The following is a 26,878-nucleotide window of genomic DNA, read 5'->3' as shown; positions in this document are numbered from 1 at the left end:
GGTCGCCAGGCGGCCGACGAAATGGATGAATTGTAGACGCATCAGGCGATGGGGGCGGCAAAATACTCAGTTAATTGCGAAATAACTGCTATTAACCAGCAAATCCAGCGGTTGGGCATCGGCAATCACCTCGCCATAAATCAGATCGACGCCGATGCCAGAAAGCGTATCCATTACCAGCGGCAGCGTTACTGGCCCGGCGATGGTTTTCAATCCCAGCCGCCGGGCGTGACCCTGAATGATCGAAATCAGCATTTCATCCATCAAATTGCCTTGTACGCTGGCGCATAACTCGTCGTCGAGTAGCAGATAATCTGCCATATTCGCGTTCAGTGCGTTGAAGATTTGCAGGTCGCGTCCCACCTGACTGAGCACGATCCGGCAGCCCGCCAGCCGCAGTTTGTGCATATTTTCTGCGTGGTCGAAAATGGTTTCTGCCGGAATAATCAGATGTAATAACCGTGGTTGTAGTGGGCTATTTTCCAGTTGTTCAAGCAGTTCATCCACCAGCGTGGTGTTGCTTAAACCGGTAACGGAAAGGGGAAGGGCGATGCTTAAGCCTTTACTGGCAACTGCGTTTGCTGCCTGTTGGAAAAATTCATGCAATACCCGGCGATCAAGGGCGAGATTGAGCATCGGATCACTGAAGCTACGGCGAAATGTCAGTTCGTTAATAACCTCGCCGTTACGACTCCAGAGCTTAAGCGAAATCAGCCACAGATTACGCGTTTCCGGAATTCGCGGAGAAGCGACGCCGTGGGCGATCAGCAGCAGATGATTCTCTTTAATCATCATCCACGGATCATCGAGTGACATCGCTGCCTGTGCGCTATGTGCGGTAACTTGCTGTGGTTCGTAAACCGTCACCTGGCCGCGGCCCGCATTTTTTGAAGCATAACAGGCGATATCGGCCTGCGACATCACATCTGCCGCCTGATGATTGCTGTTATCGAACAGTGTAATTCCTGCGCTGGCTCCAACCCGATGCACACGGCCTTCCCACATAAAGTGGTAGTCATTAATCGTGCTGATAATGCGTGTCGCGATAAAGCGGGCACTTTCAACATTACAGTCAGGTAGTAAAAGACCAAATTCATCACCGCCGAGCCGCGCCAGCACGTCACTGGAGCGCAACAGGTTTAACATCAGTGATGCCAGTTCTCGCAGCAGGGCATCACCTGCCGCGTGCCCGGCGCTGTCATTTACGGCTTTAAAGCGATCAAGATCGATAAACACCAGAGCATGTCGTTGATGCGTACTGCTTACCGTCTGCAAAAGTATCCGCAACTGCTTCTCAAAACTGGCACGGTTGGCGAGATGTGTCAGGGTATCATGGGAGGCGCTGTAGCTAAGCTGGCGCAGCATTTTGCGTGATTCGGTGACGTCCTGAATTACCAGCACCGAACCAATATTGCTGCCATCAAGGGTACTTAGCGGCGTAATGCTGTAATGGACGTCGTAGCTGCCGCCGCTACGGCAGTGGAGAACGACATCTTGTTCGATAGCGGAACGCGACGTGTCGGCACTGTAAATGTTCTCCATTAAGGGACCATTATCACCAAATGTAATTTGCAACACCGTGAGTAGCGGAACACCCAACGCCTCTTCTTGCGTCCAGCCGCTCATCTTCTCGGCAACCGGATTCATAAAGGTGATTTTCATCGCCATATCAATACAGACCACGGCTTCACCGATGGAATCCAGCGTAATGTGCAGGCGCTCTTTTTCCTGAAACAGCGCCTCATTGAGCTGTTTCACTTCGGTCATATCAATATTAATGCCGAGCAGGCGCTCGACTTCGCCCTCTTTATTCAGCACACGATTGGCGAGGGCGCGAATATGGCGGATGCCATCTTTTACGGTAATGCGAAATTCCAGTTTAAAAGGCAAACGAGCCTGCAATGAATCGCGAATCACTTTCTCGGCGTGCCCGCGATCTTCTGGCAGCACACAGTCGTACCACACCTGCCAGTTCGGTTTGACATGTGACGGAATTTCATACAGCTCGAACATCCGCTTATCCCAACTGAAGATGTTAGGCTTCAGCTCCCACTCCCAGATGCCAATGCCACCGGCTTCGTTAGCCAGTGTTATCCGTTCCATCAGACGTTTGTTGATCTGTTCGGTGCGTTTGAGATCGTTTATGTCTTCAATCTGGGCAATAAAATAGAGTGGTGTGCCATCGGTGTGGCGTACCAGTGAGACGGCAAGCAACGCCCAGACAACGTCGCCATTACGGTTGTAGTAGCGTTTTTCCATTGAATAGGTGTTTATTTCACCGCTGATCAACTTCTCAACGTGTTGCAGATCTTTATTGAGATCTTCCGGCCAGGTAAGTTGTTGAAAGGTAATGGCACGCAGCTCTTCCTGGCTGTAACCAAGAAACTGGCATAGCGATTTGTTGGATTGCAGCCATTGCCCTTCGATACCCACTAACGCCATGCCGATGGCGGAATACTCCATCGCATTCCGAAAGCGGGTTTCGCTTTCGGAAATATGCTTGCGTTCAGCGCGAAAGGCATACATCACCATGGTCATGATATTGGCGGGCAGCAGGATCAGCAAAAATGGCAGCCACGGCATATGGCTCATCAGGTAGGTTCGCGGCGTGGCGAGTAAAGCCGGATCGACTGCCAACATCAGCGACACCATCATCACCGTGGCAAGAAAAATCAAAAAGGCTTCCATCCGTGGCAAACGCACGGCGCTCCACATCAGCAGCACAATAATGAAAGTAAAAGGCCACGGCAGATACTGCATCGAGAGCCAGCTTAACGCCAGCGTGATGGATAACGTTAACAGCGTCTCAAACAGCAACCGCGGGTCGCGATGGCGCAATAGATAGTGTGGCTTAAACAACAATCCCAGCGGGACTAGCGCCAGTGCGCCGATTGATTCGGAGAGCACCCAGATCAGAAATGCTTTAAGTGGATCGTCGTCTGGAACCAGCAAGACAACCAGCACGCCGCCCAATACAGGTGGCACGATAGCGCTGCCAAATGCCAGACGTAGCCAGTCAGCCAGATTTTGTAGTGGGTTATACCACGGTAATAATTTACGCAGCAGCATTGCGCCCACGACGGCCTCAATAATGTTGATGGCCGTCCAGGTCATATTGAGCGAACTGGTAGAAAAAAGCAGTACAGATGCGGCGACATTTCCCAGCGAGCAGGCCAATGCGATTCCCGGCCACATCCGCCCGGCATGGCGGTAAAACGCCACCATCATAATGGACGTCGGAAACCACAACGGCGCAAGCTGGCTACCAAACTGCGAAAGTTCAAGTGAGAAGAGGGTAAAGATAAACGAGACTAAACCTAAACTGACGAGGTGAAGCAGTGGATGAGGCAGGGTAATTAAAACACGTTGTGATCGTTTACTCATTACCGCTCTATCCATATGGCCAGGTCGCCAGCATTAGTATCTGTGTTTATGCTAGTACAAAAGTTTTACATTTTATATGCGGTTTGTTCATAAAGTGACGTAATTGGCGGCAATTTGCACAACCGGACATAACATTTTTCACATTGCGTTAAAAGCAAACAATTAAATTTGCGTCAGGGAATGGATCGTCAACAATTAACTCTAAATGTGCGGCAACGCTATTCGACTGGTATCAGGCGGATGAAATCCCTATAATTGCCGCGTTTGGTGCTTCGGCACCCCCTTCCTAACATCCAGGTTAATCAGGTCGCTAAATTTATGACTGATCAGTCTCATCAGTGCGTCATTATCGGTATCGCTGGCGCATCGGCTTCCGGCAAGAGTCTCATTGCCAGTACCCTTTATCGTGAATTACGTGAACAAGTGGGTGATGAACACATCGGCGTTATTCCGGAAGACTGCTACTACAAAGATCAAAGCCATCTGTCGATGGAAGAACGCGTTAAGACCAACTACGACCATCCGAGTGCGATGGATCACAGTCTGCTGCTTGAGCATTTACAAGCGCTGAAACGTGGTTCGGCTATTGACCTGCCGGTTTACAGCTATGTTGAACATACGCGTATGAAAGAAACGGTGAAGGTTGAACCGAAGAAAGTCATCATTCTCGAAGGCATTTTGCTGCTGACGGATGCGCGTTTACGTGACGAACTCAACTTCTCCATTTTTGTTGATACCCCGCTGGATATCTGCCTGATGCGCCGCATCAAGCGCGATGTTAACGAGCGCGGGCGTTCGATGGATTCGGTGATGGCGCAATATCAAAAAACCGTGCGCCCAATGTTCCTGCAATTCATTGAACCTTCCAAACAATATGCTGACATTATCGTGCCGCGCGGCGGTAAAAACCGCATCGCGATCGATATATTGAAAGCGAAAATAAGTCAGTTCTTTGAATAAGCCTGGTAAATTGTGTACCGTTCAGTGATAACCTGGTATGCCCTTGACGTAAAAGGCGTTAAGGGAGTGATGCGCGAAAGGAGAAAATGCCATGCGTCTGTGTGACCGAGATATTGAAGCCTGGCTTGATGAAGGCCGTTTGTCGATCAACCCACGTCCGCCGGTGGAACGTATTAATGGCGCGACGGTGGATGTGCGCCTGGGCAATAAATTTCGTACCTTCCGGGGCCACACGGCAGCGTTTATCGATCTGAGCGGTCCTAAAGACGAAGTGAGCGCGGCCCTTGATCGCGTGATGAGTGATGAGATCGTGCTCGATGAAAACGAGGCGTTTTTTCTTCATCCAGGTGAGCTGGCGCTGGCGGTGACGCTGGAGTCGGTAACCTTGCCTGCTGATTTAGTGGGCTGGCTGGACGGGCGTTCTTCACTGGCGCGTTTAGGGCTGATGGTGCACGTCACCGCACACCGTATCGATCCGGGCTGGTCTGGCTGCATTGTGCTGGAGTTTTACAACTCCGGTAAACTGCCGTTGGCGCTGCGCCCGGGGATGTTAATTGGCGCGCTGAGCTTTGAGCCGCTTTCCGGCCCGGCAGCGCGTCCATACAACCGCCGTGAAGATGCGAAATATCGCAACCAGCAGGGCGCGGTCGCCAGTCGAATCGATAAAGACTAATTCAGGCCCATTGAGGATTCCATGAGACGATTTCTGACGACGCTGATGATACTCCTGGTCGTGCTGGTGGCTGGGTTATCTGCGCTAGTGTTGCTGGTGAATCCGAATGATTTCCGCGACTATATGGTCAAGCAGGTTGCTGCGCGTAGCGGCTATCAATTGCAGTTGGACGGGCCACTGCGTTGGCACGTTTGGCCGCAACTTAGTATTCTCTCCGGGCGCATGTCCCTTACCGCCCAGGGTGCCAGCCAGCCGCTGGTACGAGCCGATAATATGCGCCTTGATGTGGCGCTTTTACCGCTACTGAGCCATCAACTGAGCGTTAAGCAGGTGATGCTGAAAGGCGCAGTCATTCAACTGACGCCGCAGACAGAAGCGGTGCGGAGTGAAGATGCCCCCGTTGCGCCGCGCGATAATACGTTGCCGGAGCTGTCAGAAGGTCGCGGCTGGTCGTTTGATATCTCCAGCCTGAAGGTAGCTGACAGTGTGCTGGTGTTCCAGCATGAAAATGACGAGCAGGTGACGATTCGCAATATCCGTCTGCAAATGGAGCAAGATCCCCAACATCGTGGCTCGTTTGAGTTCTCCGGGCGGGTTAATCGCGACCAGCGCGATCTCACGTTATCTCTCAAAGGCACGGTGGATGCCTCTGATTATCCGCAAGATTTAACGGCGGCTATTGAACAAATTAACTGGCAGTTGCAGGGCGCAGACTTGCCAAAACAAGGTATTCAGGGGCAGGGGAGTTTCCAGGCCCAGTGGCAAGAGCCACATAAACGTCTGTCATTTCATCAAATCAATTTGACCGCTAACGACAGTACGCTCAGTGGGCAAGCGCAGGTCACGCTGACAGAGAAGCCGGAATGGTTGTTAAGACTGCAATTCCCGCAGCTTAATCTCGATAACTTAATCCCGCTTAATGAAACAGTTAACGGTGAAATCGGTGCTGCGCAGCAGGGGCAGAATCAACCAACGTTACCACGTCCCGTTATTTCCTCGCGTATTGATGAGCCAGCCTACCAGGGGTTAAAAGGTTTTGCCGCCGATATATTGTTGCAGGCTGATAACGTGCGTTGGCGCGGAATGAATTTTACCGATGTCGCCACGCAAATGACCAACAAGTCGGGCTTGTTGGAGATTATCCAACTGCAAGGCAAACTCAACGGTGGGCAAGTTTCGCTGCCGGGCACGCTGGACTCGACGGTAAAAAATCCGCGGATATCCTTTCAACCCCGGCTAGAGAACGTTGAGATTGGCACTATTCTGAAGGCGTTTAACTATCCGATTTCGTTGACCGGCAAAATGTCGCTGGCCGGTGATTTCTCCGGTGCTGACATTGATGCGGAAGATTTCCGCCATAATTGGCAAGGGAAGGCGCATGTTGAAATGGCCGACACGCGCATGGAAGGGATGAACTTCCAGCAGATGATCCAGCAGGCGGTAGAACGTAACGGCGGTGATGTGAAGGCTGCTGAAAACTTCGATAATGTGACACGGCTTGACCGTTTTACGACGGATTTGACGCTAAATAATGGCGTCGTGACGTTAAACGACATGCAGGGTGAATCGCCAGTGCTGGCGCTGACAGGGGCTGGTACGTTGAATCTGGCAGAGCAAACCTGTGACACCCAGTTTGATATTCGTGTCGTTGGCGGCTGGAACGGAGAAAGCAAGCTGGTTGAATTCTTCAAAGAAACACCGGTTCCGCTGCGGGTTTATGGTAACTGGCAGCAACTCAATTACAGTCTGCAAGTGGATCAGTTGCTGCGTAAACAGCTACAGGACGAAGCCAAACGTCGCCTGAACGACTGGGCTGAGCGCAATAAAGACTCCCGCAATGGTAAAGATGTGAAGAAGTTGCTGGAGAAGATGTAAGTTTCCAGATGACATAATTTGTAGGCCTGATAAGACGCGTAAAGCGTCGCATCAGGCAATCACGTAGATTACTTTCAGCAAAGATGAATCATCAGTAAAAGTAAGGTATTTCAGCGAGGGTGTTGGTCCGGCTGTAAATCGCCGAATCGTTTCCTGTAGGCCGGGGCAGCCCACATGGATGTGGGCTGAGGGCGCGTTTTACAGGGATGTTACCTCGCGCCCGTACCCGATAGCCGAAAGGAATAAGATGAGGGGACCGCGCCAGCGGCGATTTACCGCCGGGAGCCCGGGTTGCCAGGGTGGTGGCGATTGAGCCACCCTGGCACGTTCACCGGCTTGAGCGTTCCAAAGTAGCGAGGAACATAAAGTGAACGGAACAGCCTTCAATGTCACATACTCTCCCGGTTGAATGAAACGCCTGATGCGACGCTTTACGCGTCTTATCAGGCCTACATGCCCTCACACCTCATACTCCAAATTATCTTCCTTATGCAGCGGAATAATCTGCACCTTCTGTACGCGATGACTCTCCACCTGCAACGTTTTGAGCAAATAATCCCCTACCTGTACTTCTTCGCCAGGTTGTGGAATGCGCTGCAAATATTCCATCAGCAGCCCGGCAATGGTGTGATATTCACGCTTCTCGTCCAGCGGCAGCGGCACATATTGCACCAGATCTTCCAGCGGCATATGGCCATTTGCCGTCCAGGAACCGTCGGCGTTTTTCTGAATATCATGACGGGCGTCGATCTCTTCCACTTCGTTCGGCAGGTTCCCGGCGATGGTTTCGGTGACGTCACTTAATGTCACAATCCCTTCCACTGAGCCAAACTCATCCACCACAAAAGCAAAGTGCGTGCGAGCGTTACGGAACTGCTCGAGGGCAGGTAACAATGGCAAGGTTTCCGGAAATACCAGCGGCTGGCGAATTAACACCCGCAGGTTGAGCGGTTCACCGCGCAGCGACTGTTGCAGCAGGTCGATAACGTGAACAACACCGAGCAAATCTTCGGCGTCGTCACCGTCGGTAACGACCAGACGCGTGTGCTGATTCCGCTCCAGTAACCGGCGGATCTCTTCTTCCGGGGCGTTGAGATCAATATGCTCAATATCGTGACGTGAGGTCATAATGCTGCTGACGGTACGCTGGTTCAGATTGAGTACCCGCTCGATCATCCGCCGCTCCTGCGGATTAAAGATTTGCTGATTATCATGATCCACCAGCATTGACGCGGTTTCGGCATCCAGTTCTGCATCTTCTTTTTGCCCGCTTAACAGGCGCATCACTGCTTCGGTTGTGCGCTGACGCAGCGTCTGGTTGGCGGAAAGAAAACGGCGTCGGTTAAAGATGGCTAACTGGTTGAGCGCCTCGATCATCACTGAGAAACCAATAGCAGCGTACAAATACCCCTTCGGAATGGCGAATCCGAAACCTTCCGCGACCAGGCTAAAGCCAATCATCAACAGGAAACTTAAGCACAGTATAACGATGGTTGGGTGGCTATTAACGAACTGAGTTAACGGCTTGCTGGCCATCAGCATCAGACTGATAGCGATAACGACGGCGGCCATCATTACCAGTAAATGATCGACCATCCCAACGGCGGTAATCACCGAGTCGAGAGAGAAGATGGCGTCCAGCACGACTATCTGCGTCACCACGCCCCAGAACTTCGCTCCTTTGCGTTGTGTGGGGTTATTGCTGTCTTTCCCTTCCAGCCGCTCGTTCAGCTCCATCGTAGCTTTGAACAGCAGGAAGAAACCACCGAACAGCATGATTAAGTCGCGGGCGCTAAAGGTAAACGAGCGGAAGCTAAACAGCGGTTGGGTCAGAGTGACCAGCCAGGAGATTGACGCCAGCAGTAACAGGCGCATTAACATTGCCAGCAGTAGTCCGGTAACTCGTGCGCGGTCGCGCTGCTTCGGCGGTAGTTTTTCTGCGAGGATGGCAATAAAGACCAGGTTATCAATACCGAGGACCAGTTCGATCACTATCAGCGTGATTAACCCGGCCCAGATAGACGGATCGGCAATCCATTCCATAGTAAGTGCAATACCTATTCGTTGTATGACAAATGTCACAATTCGATCATGGATAATGATGCGCCAAATTGCAATGCTCAGGCATGACTTATCAGATTTTTATTCACAATGAATCCGGTAATCAATCCCCTTTATTTTGTGTTGAAAATAACTCTCTTATCGCAAATATATTTAAGAAATATCGCATATGGAGGTGGTATATTAAATATTGTCAACATAAAGAAACTCCTAAAAGATACAAAAAATAGCCTTCATATAATTCTTAAAAATAGTCAATTACCGATTTGTTACCTTGCCTGCTATTCCTTTAGCTGTAACACTTCTTCCTGAATTATTGGAGAGCAAATATTTAATTACCATAATGCTATCTTATAGTCGGGGAAATAATTTCCGGAATAATGCTTTCACATAGACTGTTGCATGGTGAAGGGGTTAGAAAATTTGAACCAAATCAGTGTATTGGTAGCTAAAAAGCCAGGGGCGGTAGCGTGTCTGGATGCCTGAACGATGAGTCTGAATTATTCTGTCAATAGCCTGCGGATGAAATCAATTTTTTTAGGACTGATGCCAGTTAAATTTTTATTCAATTAACTGCAAGGTAAATGTGCATAGTGATATTGCGACGAATAATGCACAGGATAATGACTCTGCCAAAGTGATAAATAAACAATGATGAAATCCAAAATGAAATTGATGCCATTATTGGTGTCAGTAACCTTGATAAGCGGTTGCACAGTACTTCCGGGCAGCAATATGTCTACGATGGGTAAAGACGTCATCAAACAGCAGGACGCTGATTTCGATCTCGACAAAATGGTGAATGTTTATCCGCTTACCCCGCGTCTGGTTGATCAATTACGCCCACGCCCCAACGTGGCGCGCCCTAATATGACGCTGGAAAGTGAGATTGCTAATTACCAGTATCGTGTTGGACCCGGCGATGTTCTTAACGTCACTGTCTGGGATCACCCTGAACTCACCACGCCTGCCGGTCAGTACCGCAGCTCCAGCGATGCCGGTAACTGGGTACAGCCTGACGGCACCATGTTCTATCCGTATATTGGCAAGGTTCACGTGGTGGGCAAAACTCTCGCTGAAATTCGCAGTGATATTACCCGCCGCTTAGCGACATACATCGCTGACCCGCAGGTGGACGTTAATATCGCCGCCTTCCGTTCGCAAAAAGCCTATATCTCCGGCCAGGTGAATAAATCCGGTCAGCAGGCCATTACCAACGTGCCGCTGACCATTCTCGATGCCATTAACGCCGCTGGTGGCCTGACCGACACCGCCGACTGGCGCAACGTCGTTCTGACACACAATGGCCGCGAAGAACGTATTTCTTTGCAGGCGCTGATGCAAAACGGCGATCTCAACCAGAACCGACTGCTTTATCCGGGCGATATTCTTTACGTGCCGCGTAATGACGATCTGAAAGTGTTCGTGATGGGCGAAGTGAAGAAACAGAGCACCCTGAAAATGGACTTTAGCGGCATGACCCTGACTGAAGCCCTGGGCAATGCCGAAGGTATTGATATGACCACCTCTAACGCCAGCGGCATCTTTGTCATTCGTCCGCTGAAAGGCGAGGGCGGGCGCGGCGGCAAGATTGCCAATATCTACCAGTTGGATATGTCCGATGCCACTTCGCTGGTGATGGCGACGGAATTCCGCCTCCAGCCTTACGATGTGGTGTATGTCACCACCGCCCCGGTTTCCCGCTGGAACCGCCTGATCAATCAGTTGCTGCCAACTATTAGCGGTGTCCGTTACATGACGGATACAGCCAGCGACATTCATAACTGGTAATCGTCATGTTTAACAACATCTTAGTTGTCTGCGTCGGCAATATTTGCCGCTCCCCGACGGCGGAGCGCTTACTGCAACGTTATCACCCTGAGCTGAAAGTGGAGTCCGCTGGGCTCGGTGCGTTGGTAGGTAAAGGCGCTGATCCTACCGCCATCAGCGTCGCCGCAGAACATCAACTGTCTCTGGAAGGTCACTGCGCCCGGCAAATCAGCCGCCGCCTGTGTCGCAACTACGACCTGATTTTGACCATGGAAAAGCGCCATATCGCCCGTTTATGCGAGATAGCGCCGGAGATGCGCGGCAAAGTGATGCTGTTTGGTCACTGGGATAACGAATGTGAAATCCCCGACCCCTATCGCAAAAGTCGGGAAACGTTTGCAGCGGTGTACACATTACTTGAACGGTCTGCCCGCCAGTGGGCGCAGGCATTGAACGCAGAGCAGGTATAAGAATGACAGAAAAAGTAAAACAACATGCCGCTCCGGTAACGGGCAGTGATGAAATCGATATTGGTCGTCTGGTCGGCACCGTCATTGAAGCGCGCTGGTGGGTGCTTGGCATCACTGCCGTATTCGCCCTCTGTGCCGTGATTTACACCTTCTTCGCCACGCCGATTTACAGCGCCGATGCACTGGTTCAAATCGAACAAAGTGGCGGTAATTCGCTGGTGCAGGACATCGGTTCGGCGTTAGCCAACAAACCGCCAGCATCGGACGCCGAGATCCAGTTGATTCGATCGCGTCTGGTGCTCGGCAAAACGGTTGACGATCTCGACCTTGATATTGCGGTGAGCAAAAACACGTTCCCGATTTTCGGTGCGGGTTGGGATCGTCTGATGGGACGCCAGAACGAGACGGTGAAAGTGACCACCTTTAACCGTCCAAAAGAGATGGCGGATCAGGTATTTACGCTTAACGTTCTGGACAACAAAAACTACACCCTGATCAGTGATGGTGGCTTTAGCGCCCGTGGGCAAGCAGGCCAGATGCTGAAAAAAGAGGGCGTCGCGCTGATGGTCGAAGCCATTCACGCCAGTCCGGGCAGTGCGTTTACGGTTACGAAATACTCCACGCTCGGGATGATTAATCAACTGCAAAATAGCCTGACGGTAACGGAGAACGGCAAAGACGCTGGTGTACTTAGCCTGACTTATACCGGTGAAGATCGCGAACAGATCCGCGACATTCTTAACAGCATCGCCCGTAACTATCAGGAACAAAATATTGAACGTAAGTCGGCAGAAGCGTCGAAAAGCCTCGCCTTCCTCGCACAGCAGTTGCCGGAAGTGCGCAGCCGCCTTGATGTCGCTGAAAACAAACTGAATGCCTTCCGTCAGGATAAAGATTCCGTCGATTTACCGCTGGAAGCAAAAGCAGTGCTCGATTCGATGGTCAACATCGACGCACAGCTTAACGAACTGACCTTTAAAGAGGCGGAAATCTCCAAACTGTATACCAAAGTCCACCCGGCCTACCGTACCTTGCTGGAGAAACGTCAGGCACTGGAAGACGAAAAAGCCAAACTTAACGGCCGGGTGACGGCGATGCCGAAAACTCAGCAAGAGATTGTGCGCCTGACCCGCGATGTGGAATCTGGTCAACAGGTCTATATGCAACTGCTGAATAAAGAGCAGGAGCTGAAAATTACTGAAGCCAGTACCGTCGGTGATGTACGTATTGTTGACCCGGCAATCACCCAGCCTGGTGTACTGAAACCGAAGAAAGGGTTGATTATTCTTGGTGCGATTATCCTCGGCCTGATGCTCTCCATTGTTGGCGTGTTGCTGCGCTCACTGTTTAATCGCGGTATTGAAAGCCCGCAGGTGCTGGAAGAACATGGCATCAGCGTTTACGCCAGCATTCCACTGTCGGAATGGCAGAAAGCACGCGATAGTGTCAAAACGATTAAAGGTATTAAACGCTACAAACAGAGCCAGTTGTTGGCGGTGGGGAATCCAACCGATCTGGCGATTGAAGCCGTCCGCAGTCTGCGTACCAGCCTGCACTTCGCGATGATGCAGGCGCAAAATAATGTGCTGATGCTGACCGGGGTTAGCCCGTCAATTGGTAAAACCTTTGTCTGTGCCAACCTTGCCGCGGTGATCAGTCAGACCAATAAACGGGTGTTGTTGATCGACTGCGATATGCGCAAAGGCTATACCCACGAGTTACTCGGCACCAATAACGTCAATGGCCTGTCGGAGCTACTGATTGGCAAGGGTGATATTGCGGCCAGTGCCAAACCCACTTCGATTCCTAATTTTGACCTGATCCCGCGCGGTCAGGTGCCGCCGAATCCGTCTGAACTTCTGATGAGCGAACGCTTTGCCGAACTGGTGAGCTGGGCGAGTAAAAACTACGACCTGGTGTTGATTGATACGCCGCCGATTCTGGCGGTGACCGATGCGGCAATTGTCGGGCGTCATGTCGGAACCACCTTGATGGTGGCACGTTATGCGGTCAACACCTTGAAAGAAGTGGAAACCAGCCTCAGCCGTTTTGAGCAAAACGGGATTACGGTGAAAGGGGTGATTCTGAACTCCATCTTCCGCCGCGCCAGTGCGTATCAGGATTATGGCTACTACGAATATGAATATAAGTCGGATGCAAAATAACGAGGTCGGTTTCCCGATACCTGCATTCGCACCGCCCCGTAGGCCGGATAAGGCGTTCACGCCGCATCCGGCAAGCAAACCAGCTCATAAGCCGGGAGAACAAACTATGAAAGAAAATCCGCTGATCTCAATCTATATGCCGACCTGGAACCGCCAACAACTGGCGATTCGGGCGATCAAATCGGTCCTGCGCCAGGACTACAGCAACTGGGAGATGATCATCGTTGATGATTGCTCTACGTCCTGGGAACAGTTGCAACAATACGTCACAGCCCTCAATGACCCACGCATCACCTACATTCACAACGATATTAACAGTGGAGCCTGCGCGGTACGCAACCAGGCGATTATGCTGGCTCAAGGGGAATACATCACCGGGATCGATGACGATGACGAGTGGACACCCAACCGCCTGAGTGTCTTCCTCGCCCATAAACAGCAACTGGTCACTCACGCCTTTTTGTACGCTAACGACTACGTTTGCCAGGGCGAAGTCTATTCCCAACCGGCAAGCCTGCCGCTGTATCCCAAATCGCCGTATTCACGCCGCCTGTTCTACAAGCGCAACATCATCGGCAACCAGGTTTTTACCTGGGCGTGGCGTTTCAAAGAGTGCTTGTTCGATACCGAACTGAAAGCGGCACAGGATTACGACATCTTCCTGCGGATGGTGGTGGAGTATGGCGAACCGTGGAAAGTGGAAGAGGCGACGCAGATCCTGCATATCAATCACGGCGAAATGCAGATCACCTCGTCACCGAAAAAATTCTCCGGATACTTCCATTTTTACCGCAAGCACAAAGACAAATTCGACCGCGCCAGCAAAAAGTATCAACTGTTTACCCTCTATCAAATCCGCAATAAGCACATGACCTGGCGCACTTTGCTGACACTGTTGTCAGTGCGCAATGGTAAACGTCTGGCGGACGGGCTGCGGGGGCGCTAAGGATGCTGGAAGATCTGCGCGCCAATAGCTGGAGTCTCCGCCCGTGCTGCATGGTTCTCGCCTATCGCGTTGCCCATTTTTGCTCGGTGTGGCGCAAAAAGAACGTCCTCAACAATCTGTGGGCGGTTCCGCTGCTGGTGCTGTATCGCATTATCACTGAATGCTTTTTCGGTTATGAAATCCAGGCTGCCGCGACCATCGGACGTCGTTTTACCATCCATCACGGCTACGCGGTGGTGATCAATAAAAACGTGGTGGCGGGGGATGATTTCACCATTCGCCACGGCGTCACTATTGGCAATCGAGGAGCCGACAACATGGCGTGCCCCCAAATTGGCAACGGCGTCGAACTCGGTGCCAATGTCATTATTCTTGGCGATATCACCATTGGTCACAACGTGACTGTCGGCGCGGGCAGCGTGGTGCTCGATGCTGTCCCGGACAACGCGCTGGTGGTGGGAGAAAAAGCGCGAGTGAAGGTAATTAAATGAATATTTTGCAATTTAATGTGCGGCTGGCGGAGGGTGGGGCGGCAGGCGTGGCGTTAGATCTCCACCAGCGCGCACTGCAACAGGGGCTGGCGTCACATTTTGTCTACGGCTACGGCAAGGGCGGCAAAGAGAGTGTCAGCCATCAAAACTATCCGCAGGTGATTAAACACACCCCACGCCTGACGGCGATGGCGAATATCGCACTGTTTCCACTGTTTAACCGCGACGTGTTCGGCAATTTTAATGCGTTATATCGCACCATTACCCGCACGCAGGGGCCAGTGGTGCTGCATTTTCATGTCCTGCACAGTTACTGGTTGAATCTCAACAACGTGGTGAGATTTTGCGAAAAAGTGAAAAACCACAAGCCAGATGTCACTCTGCTCTGGACGCTGCACGACCACTGGAGTGTCACCGGACGCTGCGCCTTTACCGACGGTTGTGAAGGCTGGAAAACGGGCTGTCAGAAATGCCCGACTCTAAATAACTATCCGCCGGTGAAGGTTGATCGCGCGCACCAGCGAGTTACAGGCAAACGCCAGTTGTTCCGTGAGATGCTGGCGCTGGGCTGTCAGTTTATTTCCCCCAGCCAGCATGTGGCTGACGCTTTCAATAGTCTGTACGGGCCTGGACGTTGCCGGATTATCAATAACGGGATTGACGTGGCAACCGAGGCAATTCTGGCGGAACTGCCACCGGTGCGCGAAACCCAGGGCAAGCCGAAAATCGCTGTGGTGGCGCATGACCTGCGTTATGACGGCAAAACTAGCCAGCGACTGGTACGCGAAATGATGGCGCTGGGCGATAAAATCGAACTTCATACCTTCGGTAAGTTCTCGCCGTTTAGCGCAGGCAACGTGGTCAATCACGGTTTTGAAACCGACAAACGTAAGCTGATGAGTGCGCTTAATCAAATGGATGCGCTGGTATTTAGCTCTCGCGTCGATAACTACCCGCTGATTTTGTGTGAAGCGTTATCCATCGGTGTGCCGGTGATTGCCACTCACAGCGACGCGGCGTGGGAAGTGCTGCAAAAGTCTGGCGGTAAAACCGTCAGCGAAGAAGAAGTGCTGCAACTGGTGCAGTTAAGTAAACCAGAAATCGCGCAGGCGATATTTGGCACCACACTTACCGGGTTCAGCCAGCGCAGTCGCACCGCCTACAGTGGACAACAGATGCTGGAGGAGTATGTCAAGTTCTATCAGGATCTGTAGCTACCTGCTGTTGCCGCTGATTTACCTGCTGGTTAACGTCAAAATCGCCCAGCTTGGCGAAAGTTTTCCCATCACCATCGTCACCTTTTTGCCTGTCTTGTTGTTGCTGTTTTTAGAGCGCATCAGCGTTAAAAAATTGATGATAGCGTTAGGGATTGGTGCGGGACTCACGGCGTTTAACTACCTGTTTGGTCAGTCTTTGGATGCCAGCAAATACGTTACCTCGACGATGCTGTTTGTCTATATCGTGATCATTATTGGCATGGTGTGGAGCATTCGCTTTAAAACCATTTCGCCACACAACCACCGCAAGATATTACGCTTCTTTTATTTGGTGGTTGGGCTGGTGGTGGCGCTGGCGGCGGTGGAGATGGCGCAAATTATCCTTACTGGCGGCAGCAGTATTATGGAGTCGATTTCGAAATACCTGATTTACAGTAACAGCTATGTACTGAATTTCATTAAATTCGGTGGCAAGCGTACTACGGCACTTTATTTCGAACCGGCATTTTTCGCTCTGGCATTAATCTCAATTTGGCTCAGTATCAAACAGTTTGGTATCAAAACCCCTAAAACCGATGCTATGATTCTCGCAGGGATAATATTATCCGGATCGTTTTCAGGGGTTATGACCTTTATCCTGTTTTATTTGCTGGAGTGGGCATTTCAGTATCTGAATAAAGAGGCGATTAAGAAAAAATTACCGCTGGCATTGATTTCTTTGGCTGTATTCCTGGTTGGTGTGGTCATTGCGTTTCCTTATATTTCCACCCGTCTGGGAGATTTAGGTACGGAAGGATCGTCATCGTATTATCGTATTGTTGGTCCGCTGGTGATGGTCGGTTATTCTTTGACCCATATTGACGGTGTGGTCAGATTTGGCTCACTTTATGAATATGTCGCATCATTCGGAATATTTAACGGTGCGGATGTCGGAAAAACCATAGACAATGGTTTATATCTGCTGATTATTTATTTTTCCTGGTTCGCGGTGTTTTTATCGCTGTGGTACATGGGGAAAGTGATAAAAATGATGCTCAACGCTTTTGGTGATAACCGCAATTTTCGCGTGCAATTATATCTTTTTACTCCGGTGTCGCTGTTTTTTACCGGTTCAATATTTAGCCCGGAATATGCATTTTTAATCGTCTGTCCGTTTATTTTGCGAAAAGCGTTAAATATACACCCTAAATAATTCGAGTTGCAGGAAGTTGGTGACACAGCGAATCCCAGGAGCGTACACGAGTACGTGACTGGGGGGAGCGAGGAAAACCAACGCACATGCAGCTTGAAGTATGACGGGTATTACGAGGTAAGAAAGAACATGTTGCTTAGCATAATCACCGTCGCGTTTCGTAATCTCGAAGGGATAGTTAAAACACACGCCTCCCTGACGCATCTGGCGCAGGCGGAGGATATCAGCTTCGAATGGATTGTTGTCGATGGCGGTTCGAACGACGGCAGCCGTGAGTATCTGGAAAATCTCAATGGTGTTCATAACTTACGCTTTGTCAGTGAGCCAGATAACGGCATCTACGACGCCATGAACAAAGGCATTGCGATGGCGCAAGGCAAATTTGCTTTGTTTCTTAACTCGGGCGATATCTTTCACCCGAATGCCGCGAATTTTGTGCGTAAGTTAAAAACACAACAAGATAACGTGATGGTCACTGGCGATGCGCTGCTGGATTTTGGCGATGGCCATAAAATTAAACGTAGCGCCAAACCTGGCTGGTATATTTATCACAGTCTGCCCGCCAGTCATCAGGCGATATTTTTCCCGGTTTCTGGTCTGAAAAAATGGCGTTATGATCTGGAATATAAAGTTTCTTCCGATTACGCGCTGGCGGCCAAAATGTATAAGGCCGGTTACGCATTTAAAAAACTCAATGGCCTGGTGTCTGAATTTTCCATGGGCGGAATTTCTACCACCAATAATATGGAATTGTGTGCAGACGCCAAAAAAGTACAACGACAAATATTACATGTGCCTGGCTTCTGGGCTGAATTATCCTGGCATTTACGCCAGCGTACTACCTCAAAGACGAAAGCCTTATATAACAAAAGCTGAATATAAGGGAAAACGATGCAGGATTTAAGTGGGTTTTCGGTGCCGAAAGGGTTCCGGGGCGGCAACGCGATTAAAGTGCAATTATGGTGGACGGTACAGGCAACATTATTTGCCTGGTCACCGCAAGTATTGTATCGCTGGCGGGCATTTTTGTTACGTTTATTCGGCGCAAAAATAGGAAAAAACGTAGTTATTCGCCCGTCAGTAAAAATTACTTATCCGTGGAAATTAACTTTAGGTGATTACGCGTGGATCGGTGATGAGGTTAATTTATATACCCTTGGCGAAATTACCATTGGCGCTCATTCGGTAATTTCACAAAAAAGTTATTTGTGTACCGGCAGTCATGATCATGCAAGTGACTATTTCACTATTAACGCCTTGCCAATTGTGATTGGCGAGAAATGCTGGCTGGCGACGGATGTTTTTGTCGCGCCCGGCGTCACTATTGCCGACGGCACCGTCGTAGGTGCGCGAAGCAGTGTTTTTAAATCGCTTCCGGCAAATGTGGTTTGCCGGGGGAACCCCGCAGTGGTGATACGCAAACGCGTTGAAACTGAATAAATTCAAAAAATACAGAGGAATAAGACATGTCAAAAGTCGCTCTCATCACCGGCGTAACCGGACAAGATGGTTCTTACCTGGCAGAACTGCTGCTGGAGAAAGGTTACGAGGTGCATGGTATTAAGCGCCGCGCATCGTCATTCAATACCGAGCGCGTGGATCATATTTATCAGGATCCACACACCTGCAACCCGAAATTCCATCTGCATTATGGCGACCTGAGTGATACCTCCAACCTGACGCGCATTTTGCGTGAAGTACAGCCGGACGAAGTGTACAACCTGGGCGCGATGAGCCACGTTGCGGTTTCTTTTGAATCACCGGAATATACCGCAGACGTTGACGCGATGGGCACGCTGCGTCTGCTGGAGGCGATCCGCTTCCTCGGTCTGGAAAAGAAAACCCGTTTCTATCAGGCTTCCACCTCTGAACTGTACGGTCTGGTGCAGGAAATTCCACAGAAAGAGACTACGCCGTTCTACCCGCGCTCTCCGTATGCGGTCGCCAAACTGTACGCCTACTGGATAACCGTCAACTACCGCGAATCCTATGGCATGTACGCCTGCAACGGCATTCTGTTTAATCATGAATCGCCGCGCCGTGGCGAAACCTTCGTCACCCGCAAAATTACCCGCGCAATCGCCAACATCGCTCAGGGGCTGGAGTCCTGCCTGTACCTCGGCAATATGGATTCCCTGCGTGACTGGGGTCATGCCAAAGATTACGTAAAAATGCAGTGGATGATGCTGCAACAGGAACAGCCAGAAGATTTCGTTATCGCTACCGGCGTTCAGTACTCCGTGCGCCAGTTTGTGGAAATGGCGGCGGCACAACTGGGTATCAAACTGCGCTTTGAAGGCACGGGCGTTGAAGAGAAGGGCATAGTGGTTTCCGTCACCGGGCATGACGCACCAGGCGTAAAACCGGGTGATGTAATTATCGCCGTTGACCCACGTTACTTCCGTCCGGCTGAAGTTGAAACGCTGCTCGGTGATCCGACCAAAGCGCACGAAAAACTGGGCTGGAAACCGGAAATCACTCTCAAAGAGATGGTCTCTGAAATGGTGGCTAACGACCTTGAGGCAGCGAAAAAACACTCTCTGCTGAAATCTCACGGCTACGACGTGGCGATCGCGCTGGAGTCTTAAGCATGAGTAAACAACGTATTTTTATCGCTGGCCATCGCGGGATGGTCGGTTCCGCCATCAAGCGCCAGCTCGAACAGCGCGGCGATGTGGAACTGGTATTGCGTACCCGCGACGAACTGAACCTGCTGGACAGCCGCGCGGTGGATGATTTCTTTGCCAGTGAGCGCATTGACCAGGTGTATCTGGCGGCGGCGAAAGTGGGCGGCATTGTTGCCAACAATACTTATCCGGCGGATTTCATCTACCAGAACATGATGATTGAGAGCAACATCATTCACGCCGCGCATCAGAACGACGTGAACAAACTGCTCTTTCTCGGTTCGTCCTGCATCTACCCAAAACTGGCAAAACAGCCGATGGCAGAAAGCGAGTTGTTACAGGGGACGCTGGAGCCGACCAATGAGCCCTACGCGATTGCCAAAATCGCCGGGATCAAACTGTGCGAATCATACAACCGCCAATATGGACGCGATTACCGCTCGGTCATGCCGACCAACCTGTACGGGCCACACGACAACTTCCACCCGAGTCACTCGCACGTGATCCCTGCATTGCTGCGCCGCTTCCACGAGGCGACAGCACAGAATGCGCCGGACGTGGTGGTGTGGGGCAGCGGCACACCGATGCGCGAATTTCTGCATGTCGATGATATGGCGGCGGCGAGCATTCATGTGATGGAGCTGGCGCACGAAGTCTGGTTGGAGAACACCCAGCCGATGCTGTCGCACATTAATGTCGGCACCGGCGTTGACTGCACCATCCGCGAGCTGGCGCAAACTATCGCTAAAGTGGTGGGCTACAAAGGTCGGGTAGTTTTCGACGCCAGCAAACCGGACGGCACGCCGCGCAAACTGTTGGATGTGACACGCCTGCATCAACTTGGCTGGTATCACGAAATCTCACTGGAGGCGGGGCTTGCCAGCACCTACCAGTGGTTTCTTGAGAATCAAGTGCGTTTTCGGGGGTAATGATGTTTTTACGTCAGGAAGACTTTGCCACAGTAGTGCGCTCGACCCCGCTTGTCTCTCTCGACTTTATTGTCGAGAACAGCCGCGGCGAGTTCCTGCTTGGCAAAAGAACCAACCGCCCGGCGCAGGGTTACTGGTTTGTGCCGGGAGGGCGCGTGCAGAAGGATGAAACGCTGGAAGCCGCATTTGAGCGGCTGACGCTGGCGGAACTGGGGCTGCGACTGCCGATGAAAGCAGGCCAGTTTTACGGCGTCTGGCAGCATTTTTATGACGATAACTTCTCCGGTACAGATTTCACCACCCACTATGTGGTGCTCGGTTTTCGCTTCAGGGTAGCGGAAGAAGAGCTGTTGCTGCCGGACGAACAGCATGACGATTACCGCTGGTTGACGGCGGACGCGCTGCTGGCCAGTGACGATGTTCATGCGAACAGTCGCGCCTATTTTCTCGCTGAGAAGCGTGCCGGAGTGCCTGGCTTATGAAAATTCTGGTCTACGGCATTAACTACTCGCCAGAGCTAACCGGTATCGGCAAATACACTGGCGAGATGGTGGAATGGCTGGCAGCACAAGGTCATGAAGTGCGGGTCATTACCGCGCCACCTTACTATCCGCAGTGGCAGGTGGGCGAGAACTATTCCGCCTGGCGGTACAAACGGGAAGAGGGCGCAGCCACGGTGTGGCGCTGCCCGCTGTATGTGCCAGAACAGCCCAGTACCCTGAAACGCCTTTTGCATCTTGGCAGTTTTGCCGTCAGCAGTTTCTTCCCGCTGATGGCGCAACGCCGCTGGAGGCCGGATCGCATTATCGGCGTGGTGCCAACGCTGTTTTGCACGCCAGGAATGCGCCTGCTGGCAAAACTCTCTGGCGCGCGTACCGTGCTGCATATTCAGGATTACGAAGTGGACGCCATGCTGGGGCTGGGTCTTGCCGGAAAAGGCAACGGCGGCAAAGTGGCCCGCCTGGCAACAGCGTTCGAACGTAGCGGGCTGCACAACGTTGATAATGTCTCCACGATTTCACGCTCGATGATGAATAAAGCCATCGAAAAAGGCGTGGCGGCGGAAAAAGTCATCTTCTTCCCCAACTGGTCGGAAATCGCTCGTTTTCAGCACGTTGCACAGGCCGATGTCGACGCCCTTCGTAACCAGCTTGGTCTGCCGGATAACAAAAAAATCATTCTTTACTCCGGCAATATTGGCGAAAAGCAGGGGCTGGAAAACGTTATTGAAGCCGCCGATCGCCTGCGCGATGAACCGTTGATTTTTGCCATTGTCGGGCAGGGCGGCGGCAAAGCGCGGCTGGAAAAAATGGCGCAGCAGCGTGGACTGCGCAACATGCAATTTTTCCCGCTGCAATCGTATAAAGCCTTGCCCGCGCTGCTGAAGATGGGCGATTGCCATCTGGTAGTGCAAAAACGCGGCGCGGCAGATGCCGTATTGCCGTCGAAACTGACCAATATTCTGGCGGCAGGCGGTAACGCGGTGATTACCGCAGAAGCCCACACAGAACTGGGGCAGCTTTGCGCCACCTTTCCAGGTATTGCGGTTTGCGTAGAACCGGAATCGGTAGAGGCGCTGGTGGCGGGGATCCGCCAGGCGCTCCTGCTGCCCAGACACAACACGGTGGCACGTGAATATGCCGAACTCACGCTCGATAAAGAGAACGTGTTACGTCAATTTATAAATGATATTCGGGGATAATTATGGCGCAGTCGAAACTCTATCCTGTGGTGATGGCAGGTGGCTCCGGTAGCCGCTTATGGCCACTTTCCCGCGTACTTTACCCCAAGCAGTTTTTATGCCTGAAAGGTGATCTCACCATGCTGCAAACCACCATCTGCCGCCTGAATGGCGTGGAGTGCGAAAGCCCGGTGGTGATTTGCAATGAACAACATCGTTTTATTGTCGCGGAGCAATTGCGTCAACTAAACAAACTCACCGAGAACATTATTCTCGAACCGGTAGGGCGCAACACCGCACCTGCTATTGCGCTGGCGGCACTGGCGACAAAACGCCATAGCCCCGAGAGCGACCCGTTAATGCTGGTGCTGGCGGCGGATCATGTGATTGCCGATGAGGACGCTTTTCGCAGCGCCGTGCGTAATGCCATGCCGTATGCCGAAGCGGGCAAGCTGGTGACCTTCGGCATTGTGCCGGATCTACCTGAAACCGGTTATGGCTATATTCGTCGCGGCGACGTTTCCCCCGGCGAGCAGGATATGGTGGCCTTTGAAGTGGCGCAGTTTGTCGAAAAACCGAATCTGGAAACCGCGCAGGGCTATGTGGCAAACGGTGATTATTACTGGAACAGCGGCATGTTCCTGTTCCGCGCCGGACGCTATCTCGAAGAACTGAAAAAATATCGTCCGGATATTCTCGACGCCTGTGAAAAAGCGATGAGCGCCATCGATCCGGATCTCGATTTTATTCGTGTGGATGAAGAAGCGTTTCTCGCCTGCCCGGAAGAGTCGGTGGATTACGCGGTCATGGAACGCACGGCAGATGCCGTTGTGGTGCCGATGGATGCGGGCTGGAGCGATGTCGGTTCCTGGTCCTCATTATGGGAGATCAGCGCACACACCGCCGAGGGCAATGTTTGCCACGGCGACGTGATTAATCACAAAACCGAAAACAGCTATGTGTATGCCGAATCTGGCCTGGTGACCACCGTTGGGGTGAAAGATCTGGTCGTGGTGCAGACCAAAGACGCGGTGTTGATTGCCGATCGGAACGCGGTGCAGGATGTGAAAAAAGTGGTCGAGCAGATCAAAGCTGATGGTCGTCATGAGCATCGGGTGCATCGCGAAGTGTACCGCCCGTGGGGCAAATATGACTCTATCGACGCAGGCGACCGCTACCAGGTGAAACGCATCACCGTGAAACCGGGCGAGGGGTTGTCGGTACAGATGCACCATCACCGGGCAGAACACTGGGTGGTGGTGGCGGGAACGGCAAAAGTCACCATTGACGGTGATATCAAACTGCTTGGTGAAAACGAGTCCATTTATATTCCGCTGGGGGCGACGCATTGCCTGGAAAATCCGGGGAAAATTCCGCTCGATTTAATTGAAGTGCGCTCCGGCTCTTATCTCGAAGAGGATGATGTGGTGCGTTTTTCGGATCGCTACGGACGGGTGTAAACGCCTTATCCGACCTGTGGTTCGGGTTTTGTAGGCCTGATAAGGCGCGGTAGTGTCGCATCAGGCAATGAATGCCGAATCGCGATGTAAATAACGACAAAAACAAAATTGGCCGCTTCGGTCAGGGCCAACTATTGCCTGAAAAAGGGTATCGACATGAAAAAATTAACCTGCTTTAAAGCCTACGATATTCGCGGAAAATTAGGCGAAGAACTGAATGAAGATATTGCCTGGCGTATTGGTCGCGCCTATGGCGAATTTCTTAAACCGAAAACCATTGTATTAGGTGGTGATGTCCGCCTCACCAGTGAAACCTTAAAACTGGCGCTGGCAAAAGGTTTACAGGACGCGGGCGTCGATGTGCTGGATATCGGCATGTCAGGCACCGAAGAGATCTATTTTGCCACGTTCCATCTCGGCGTAGATGGCGGTATCGAAGTCACCGCCAGCCATAATCCGATGGATTACAACGGCATGAAACTGGTGCGCGAAGGGGCTCGCCCGATCAGCGGCGATACCGGACTGCGCGACGTCCAGCGTCTGGCGGAAGCCAATGACTTCCCGCCTGTCGATGAAACAACACGTGGTCGCTATCAGCAAATCAACCTGCGTGACGCTTACGTTGATCACCTGTTCGGTTATATCAACCACAAAAACCTCACGCCGCTCAAGCTGGTGATCAACGCCGGTAACGGCGCTGCGGGGCCGGTGGTGGATGCTATCGAAGCCCGTCTGAAAGCACTCGACGCCCCCGTGGAATTAATCAAGGTGCACAACACGCCAGACGGCAATTTCCCCAACGGTATTCCTAATCCGCTGCTGCCGGAATGCCGCGACGATACGCGTAATGCGGTTATCAAACACGGTGCGGACATGGGTATTGCCTTTGATGGCGATTTCGACCGCTGCTTCCTGTTCGACGAAAAAGGGCAGTTTATCGAGGGCTACTACATCGTCGGCCTGCTGGCAGAAGCGTTCCTCGAAAAAAATCCTGGCGCGAAGATCATCCACGATCCGCGTCTCTCCTGGAACACTGTCGATGTGGTGACCGCTGCAGGCGGTACGCCGGTGATGTCGAAAACCGGACACGCCTTTATTAAAGAACGTATGCGCAAGGAAGACGCTATCTACGGTGGCGAAATGAGCGCCCATCACTATTTCCGTGATTTTGCTTATTGCGACAGCGGCATGATCCCGTGGCTGTTGGTAGCCGAACTGGTGTGCCTGAAAGGGAAAACACTGGGTGAACTGGTGCGTGACCGCATGACGGCATTTCCGGCAAGTGGGGAGATCAACAGCAAGCTGGCGCAACCCGCTGAGGCAATTAACCGCGTCGAACAGCACTTTAGGCGCGAGGCGCTGGCGGTGGATCGCACCGACGGTATCAGCATGACCTTTGCCGACTGGCGTTTCAATCTGCGCTCCTCCAACACTGAACCGGTGGTGCGGCTGAATGTGGAATCGCGCGGCGATGTGCCGCTGATGGAAGCGCGAACGCGCACTCTGCTGACGTTGCTGAACGAGTAATGTCTGTTTTTCCCTTACCCCATTGCGGGTAAGGGGCTAATAACAGGAACAACGATGACAAATCTAAAAAAGCGCGAGCGAGCGAAAACCAATGCATCGTTAATCTCTATGGTGCAACGCTTTTCAGATATCACCATCATGTTTGCCGGGCTATGGCTGGTTTGCGAAGTGAGCGGGCGGTCATTCTTCTACATGCATCTGTTGGTGGCGCTGATTACGCTGGTGGTGTTCCAGATGTTGGGCGGCATCACCGATTTTTATCGCTCCTGGCGCGGTGTTCGGGCAACGACAGAATTTGCCCTGCTGCTACAAAACTGGACGCTAAGCGTGATTTTTAGCGCCGGACTGGTGGCGTTTAATAATGATTTCGATACGCAACTGAAGGTCTGGCTGGCGTGGTATCTGCTGACCAGCATCGGACTGGTGGTTTGCCGTTCATGCATTCGTATCGGTGCGGGATGGTTGCGTAATCATGGCTATAACAAACGCATGGTCGCGGTGGCGGGGGACTTAGCCGCCGGACAAATGCTGATCGAGAGCTTCCGTAATCAGCCGTGGCTGGGGTTTGAAGTGGTGGGCGTATACCACGATCCGAAGCCGGGCGGCGTTTCTAATGACTGGGCAGGCAACCTGCAACAACTGGTTGAGGACGCTAAAGCGGGCAAGATTCATAACGTCTATATCGCCATGCAGATGTGCGACGGCGCGCGAGTGAAAAAGCTGGTACATGCGTTGGCAGACACCACCTGTTCGGTGCTGCTGATCCCCGATGTATTTACTTTCAACATTCTCCATTCACGTATCGAAGAGATGAACGGCGTACCGGTGGTGCCGCTGTACGACACGCCGCTTTCTGGGGTTAACCGCCTGATCAAACGCGCTGAAGATATTGTGCTGGCTACCTTGATCTTACTGCTGATCTCCCCGGTGCTGTGCTGCATTGCCCTGGCAGTGAAACTGAGTTCTCCTGGGCCAATAATTTTCCGCCAGACCCGCTATGGCATGGATGGCAAGCCGATCAAAGTGTGGAAGTTTCGCTCTATGAAAGTGATGGAAAATGACAACGTCGTGACCCAGGCGACACAAAACGATCCGCGTGTGACCAGAGTGGGGAACTTTCTACGTCGAACCTCGCTGGATGAACTGCCGCAATTTATCAATGTGCTGACGGGAGGAATGTCGATTGTTGGTCCGCGCCCGCACGCGGTGGCGCATAACGAACAATATCGCCAGCTCATTGAAGGCTACATGCTGCGCCATAAAGTGAAACCAGGCATTACCGGTTGGGCGCAGATTAACGGCTGGCGCGGCGAGACCGACACGCTGGAGAAAATGGAAAAACGCGTCGAGTTTGACCTTGAGTATATCCGCGAATGGAGCGTCTGGTTCGATATCCGGATCGTTTTCCTGACGGTGTTCAAGGGCTTCGTTAACAAAGCGGCATATTGAT

At 51.9% G+C, this 26,878-nt stretch carries 21 protein-coding genes; 19 read left to right on the top strand and 2 right to left on the bottom strand.

Annotated elements, in window-relative coordinates:
- Nucleotides 1–66: 66 nt before the first annotated feature.
- On the bottom strand, nt 67–3,384 hold the full coding sequence (locus tag A1SC_RS14810; RefSeq protein ID WP_016262124.1) for a diguanylate cyclase: 3,318 nt from the start codon (nt 3,382–3,384) through the stop codon (nt 67–69).
- Between the two features lie 318 nt (nt 3,385–3,702).
- Here A1SC_RS14810 and udk point away from each other — a divergent pair, with 318 nt between their 5' ends.
- The 3 genes from udk to asmA all read left to right on the top strand — a co-directional run bounded on the left by udk (nt 3,703) and on the right by asmA (nt 6,892).
- Complete coding sequence (gene udk, locus A1SC_RS14815) at nt 3,703–4,344, top strand: uridine kinase (protein ID WP_000132077.1); 642 nt, start codon at nt 3,703–3,705, stop codon at nt 4,342–4,344.
- Nucleotides 4,345–4,435: 91 nt separating this feature from the next.
- The gene (gene dcd, locus A1SC_RS14820) at nt 4,436–5,017 is read left to right on the top strand and encodes a dCTP deaminase (protein WP_001234771.1); all 582 of its coding nucleotides are present in this window, start codon (nt 4,436–4,438) and stop codon (nt 5,015–5,017) included.
- A 21-nt stretch (nt 5,018–5,038) separates the two neighbouring features.
- Nucleotides 5,039–6,892 carry an outer membrane assembly protein AsmA gene (gene asmA / locus A1SC_RS14825; RefSeq protein ID WP_001252379.1) on the top strand — a complete coding sequence of 618 codons (1,854 nt, stop codon included), beginning with the start codon at nt 5,039–5,041 and terminating at the stop codon, nt 6,890–6,892.
- Nucleotides 6,893–7,351: 459 nt separating this feature from the next.
- Here the strand turns inward: asmA and A1SC_RS14830 are convergent, their stop codons facing one another.
- On the bottom strand, nt 7,352–8,935 hold the full coding sequence (locus A1SC_RS14830) for a TerC family protein (RefSeq protein ID WP_000454698.1): 1,584 nt from the start codon (nt 8,933–8,935) through the stop codon (nt 7,352–7,354).
- A 669-nt stretch (nt 8,936–9,604) separates the two neighbouring features.
- Here A1SC_RS14830 and wza point away from each other — a divergent pair.
- The 16 genes from wza to wcaJ all read left to right on the top strand — a co-directional run bounded on the left by wza (nt 9,605) and on the right by wcaJ (nt 26,877).
- Nucleotides 9,605–10,744: a polysaccharide export protein Wza gene (wza, locus tag A1SC_RS14835; RefSeq protein ID WP_000978108.1), complete on the top strand. Its 1,140-nt coding sequence runs from the start codon at nt 9,605–9,607 to the stop codon at nt 10,742–10,744.
- Between the two features lie 5 nt (nt 10,745–10,749).
- On the top strand, nt 10,750–11,193 hold the full coding sequence (wzb, locus tag A1SC_RS14840) for a low molecular weight protein-tyrosine-phosphatase Wzb (RefSeq protein ID WP_000482894.1): 444 nt from the start codon (nt 10,750–10,752) through the stop codon (nt 11,191–11,193).
- Between the two features lie 2 nt (nt 11,194–11,195).
- Nucleotides 11,196–13,358 carry a tyrosine-protein kinase Wzc gene (wzc, locus tag A1SC_RS14845; protein WP_000137202.1) on the top strand — a complete coding sequence of 721 codons (2,163 nt, stop codon included), beginning with the start codon at nt 11,196–11,198 and terminating at the stop codon, nt 13,356–13,358.
- Nucleotides 13,359–13,464: 106 nt separating this feature from the next.
- Nucleotides 13,465–14,304 (top strand): colanic acid biosynthesis glycosyltransferase WcaA, encoded by an 840-nt coding sequence (gene wcaA, locus A1SC_RS14850; RefSeq protein WP_016262123.1) that lies wholly within the window; start codon nt 13,465–13,467, stop codon nt 14,302–14,304.
- A gap of 2 nt (nt 14,305–14,306) precedes the next feature.
- Nucleotides 14,307–14,795 carry a colanic acid biosynthesis acetyltransferase WcaB gene (gene wcaB / locus A1SC_RS14855; RefSeq protein WP_000888754.1) on the top strand — a complete coding sequence of 163 codons (489 nt, stop codon included), beginning with the start codon at nt 14,307–14,309 and terminating at the stop codon, nt 14,793–14,795.
- Entirely contained in the window at nt 14,792–16,009 is a 1,218-nt protein-coding gene (gene wcaC, locus A1SC_RS14860) for a colanic acid biosynthesis glycosyltransferase WcaC (RefSeq protein ID WP_016262122.1), read from the top strand. Before wcaB ends, wcaC begins: the two co-directional genes overlap by 4 nt.
- On the top strand, nt 15,984–17,204 hold the full coding sequence (wcaD, locus tag A1SC_RS14865; RefSeq protein WP_000099000.1) for a colanic acid polymerase WcaD: 1,221 nt from the start codon (nt 15,984–15,986) through the stop codon (nt 17,202–17,204). Before wcaC ends, wcaD begins: the two co-directional genes overlap by 26 nt.
- A 129-nt stretch (nt 17,205–17,333) precedes the next feature.
- Nucleotides 17,334–18,080, top strand: a complete 747-nt coding sequence (wcaE, locus tag A1SC_RS14870) for a colanic acid biosynthesis glycosyltransferase WcaE (RefSeq protein WP_001516635.1) — start codon at nt 17,334–17,336, stop codon at nt 18,078–18,080.
- 15 nt (nt 18,081–18,095) lie between these two features.
- Nucleotides 18,096–18,644: a colanic acid biosynthesis acetyltransferase WcaF gene (gene wcaF, locus A1SC_RS14875; protein ID WP_001516634.1), complete on the top strand. Its 549-nt coding sequence runs from the start codon at nt 18,096–18,098 to the stop codon at nt 18,642–18,644.
- 26 nt (nt 18,645–18,670) lie between these two features.
- Nucleotides 18,671–19,792 carry a GDP-mannose 4,6-dehydratase gene (gene gmd, locus A1SC_RS14880; protein WP_000048206.1) on the top strand — a complete coding sequence of 374 codons (1,122 nt, stop codon included), beginning with the start codon at nt 18,671–18,673 and terminating at the stop codon, nt 19,790–19,792.
- Between the two features lie 2 nt (nt 19,793–19,794).
- Nucleotides 19,795–20,760 carry a GDP-L-fucose synthase gene (fcl, locus tag A1SC_RS14885; RefSeq protein ID WP_016262121.1) on the top strand — a complete coding sequence of 322 codons (966 nt, stop codon included), beginning with the start codon at nt 19,795–19,797 and terminating at the stop codon, nt 20,758–20,760.
- Between the two features lie 2 nt (nt 20,761–20,762).
- Nucleotides 20,763–21,242 (top strand): GDP-mannose mannosyl hydrolase, encoded by a 480-nt coding sequence (gmm, locus tag A1SC_RS14890; RefSeq protein ID WP_000479830.1) that lies wholly within the window; start codon nt 20,763–20,765, stop codon nt 21,240–21,242.
- Nucleotides 21,239–22,462 (top strand): colanic acid biosynthesis fucosyltransferase WcaI, encoded by a 1,224-nt coding sequence (gene wcaI / locus A1SC_RS14895; protein WP_016262120.1) that lies wholly within the window; start codon nt 21,239–21,241, stop codon nt 22,460–22,462. The genes gmm and wcaI overlap by 4 nt, the downstream gene beginning before the upstream one ends.
- A gap of 2 nt (nt 22,463–22,464) precedes the next feature.
- Nucleotides 22,465–23,901 carry a mannose-1-phosphate guanyltransferase gene (cpsB, locus tag A1SC_RS14900; RefSeq protein ID WP_000079312.1) on the top strand — a complete coding sequence of 479 codons (1,437 nt, stop codon included), beginning with the start codon at nt 22,465–22,467 and terminating at the stop codon, nt 23,899–23,901.
- A gap of 156 nt (nt 23,902–24,057) precedes the next feature.
- Complete coding sequence (gene cpsG / locus A1SC_RS14905) at nt 24,058–25,428, top strand: colanic acid biosynthesis phosphomannomutase CpsG (protein ID WP_016262119.1); 1,371 nt, start codon at nt 24,058–24,060, stop codon at nt 25,426–25,428.
- Nucleotides 25,429–25,482: 54 nt separating this feature from the next.
- The gene (gene wcaJ / locus A1SC_RS14910) at nt 25,483–26,877 is read left to right on the top strand and encodes an undecaprenyl-phosphate glucose phosphotransferase (RefSeq protein ID WP_000183151.1); all 1,395 of its coding nucleotides are present in this window, start codon (nt 25,483–25,485) and stop codon (nt 26,875–26,877) included.
- Nucleotide 26,878: the final 1 nt, after the last annotated feature.

It is taken from the genome of Escherichia sp. KTE52 (genome assembly GCF_000408325.1).
Lineage (GTDB): Bacteria > Pseudomonadota > Gammaproteobacteria > Enterobacterales > Enterobacteriaceae > Escherichia > Escherichia marmotae.
Note: the sequence above shows the minus strand (reverse complement) of the source record. Positions and strands in the feature narration are given on the sequence as shown.

Excerpts from the sequence above, each read along its gene's own strand:
- wcaC (WP_016262122.1), top strand. The coding sequence starts at position 14,792 with ATGAATATTTTGCAATTTAATGTGCGGCTGGCGGAGGGTGGGGCGGCA.
- fcl (WP_016262121.1), top strand. The coding sequence starts at position 19,795 with ATGAGTAAACAACGTATTTTTATCGCTGGCCATCGCGGGATGGTCGGT.
- wcaI (WP_016262120.1), top strand. The coding sequence starts at position 21,239 with ATGAAAATTCTGGTCTACGGCATTAACTACTCGCCAGAGCTAACCGGT.
- dcd (WP_001234771.1), top strand. The coding sequence starts at position 4,436 with ATGCGTCTGTGTGACCGAGATATTGAAGCCTGGCTTGATGAAGGCCGT.
- cpsB (WP_000079312.1), top strand. The coding sequence starts at position 22,465 with ATGGCGCAGTCGAAACTCTATCCTGTGGTGATGGCAGGTGGCTCCGGT.
- A1SC_RS14810 (WP_016262124.1), bottom strand. The coding sequence starts at position 3,384 with ATGAGTAAACGATCACAACGTGTTTTAATTACCCTGCCTCATCCACTG.
- wcaA (WP_016262123.1), top strand. The coding sequence starts at position 13,465 with ATGAAAGAAAATCCGCTGATCTCAATCTATATGCCGACCTGGAACCGC.
- wcaD (WP_000099000.1), top strand. The coding sequence starts at position 15,984 with ATGTCAAGTTCTATCAGGATCTGTAGCTACCTGCTGTTGCCGCTGATT.
- wcaF (WP_001516634.1), top strand. The coding sequence starts at position 18,096 with ATGCAGGATTTAAGTGGGTTTTCGGTGCCGAAAGGGTTCCGGGGCGGC.
- gmd (WP_000048206.1), top strand. The coding sequence starts at position 18,671 with ATGTCAAAAGTCGCTCTCATCACCGGCGTAACCGGACAAGATGGTTCT.
- cpsG (WP_016262119.1), top strand. The coding sequence starts at position 24,058 with ATGAAAAAATTAACCTGCTTTAAAGCCTACGATATTCGCGGAAAATTA.
- wzc (WP_000137202.1), top strand. The coding sequence starts at position 11,196 with ATGACAGAAAAAGTAAAACAACATGCCGCTCCGGTAACGGGCAGTGAT.
- wcaB (WP_000888754.1), top strand. The coding sequence starts at position 14,307 with ATGCTGGAAGATCTGCGCGCCAATAGCTGGAGTCTCCGCCCGTGCTGC.
- wzb (WP_000482894.1), top strand. The coding sequence starts at position 10,750 with ATGTTTAACAACATCTTAGTTGTCTGCGTCGGCAATATTTGCCGCTCC.
- wcaE (WP_001516635.1), top strand. The coding sequence starts at position 17,334 with ATGTTGCTTAGCATAATCACCGTCGCGTTTCGTAATCTCGAAGGGATA.
- gmm (WP_000479830.1), top strand. The coding sequence starts at position 20,763 with ATGTTTTTACGTCAGGAAGACTTTGCCACAGTAGTGCGCTCGACCCCG.
- A1SC_RS14830 (WP_000454698.1), bottom strand. The coding sequence starts at position 8,935 with ATGGAATGGATTGCCGATCCGTCTATCTGGGCCGGGTTAATCACGCTG.
- asmA (WP_001252379.1), top strand. The coding sequence starts at position 5,039 with ATGAGACGATTTCTGACGACGCTGATGATACTCCTGGTCGTGCTGGTG.
- wcaJ (WP_000183151.1), top strand. The coding sequence starts at position 25,483 with ATGACAAATCTAAAAAAGCGCGAGCGAGCGAAAACCAATGCATCGTTA.
- wza (WP_000978108.1), top strand. The coding sequence starts at position 9,605 with ATGATGAAATCCAAAATGAAATTGATGCCATTATTGGTGTCAGTAACC.
- udk (WP_000132077.1), top strand. The coding sequence starts at position 3,703 with ATGACTGATCAGTCTCATCAGTGCGTCATTATCGGTATCGCTGGCGCA.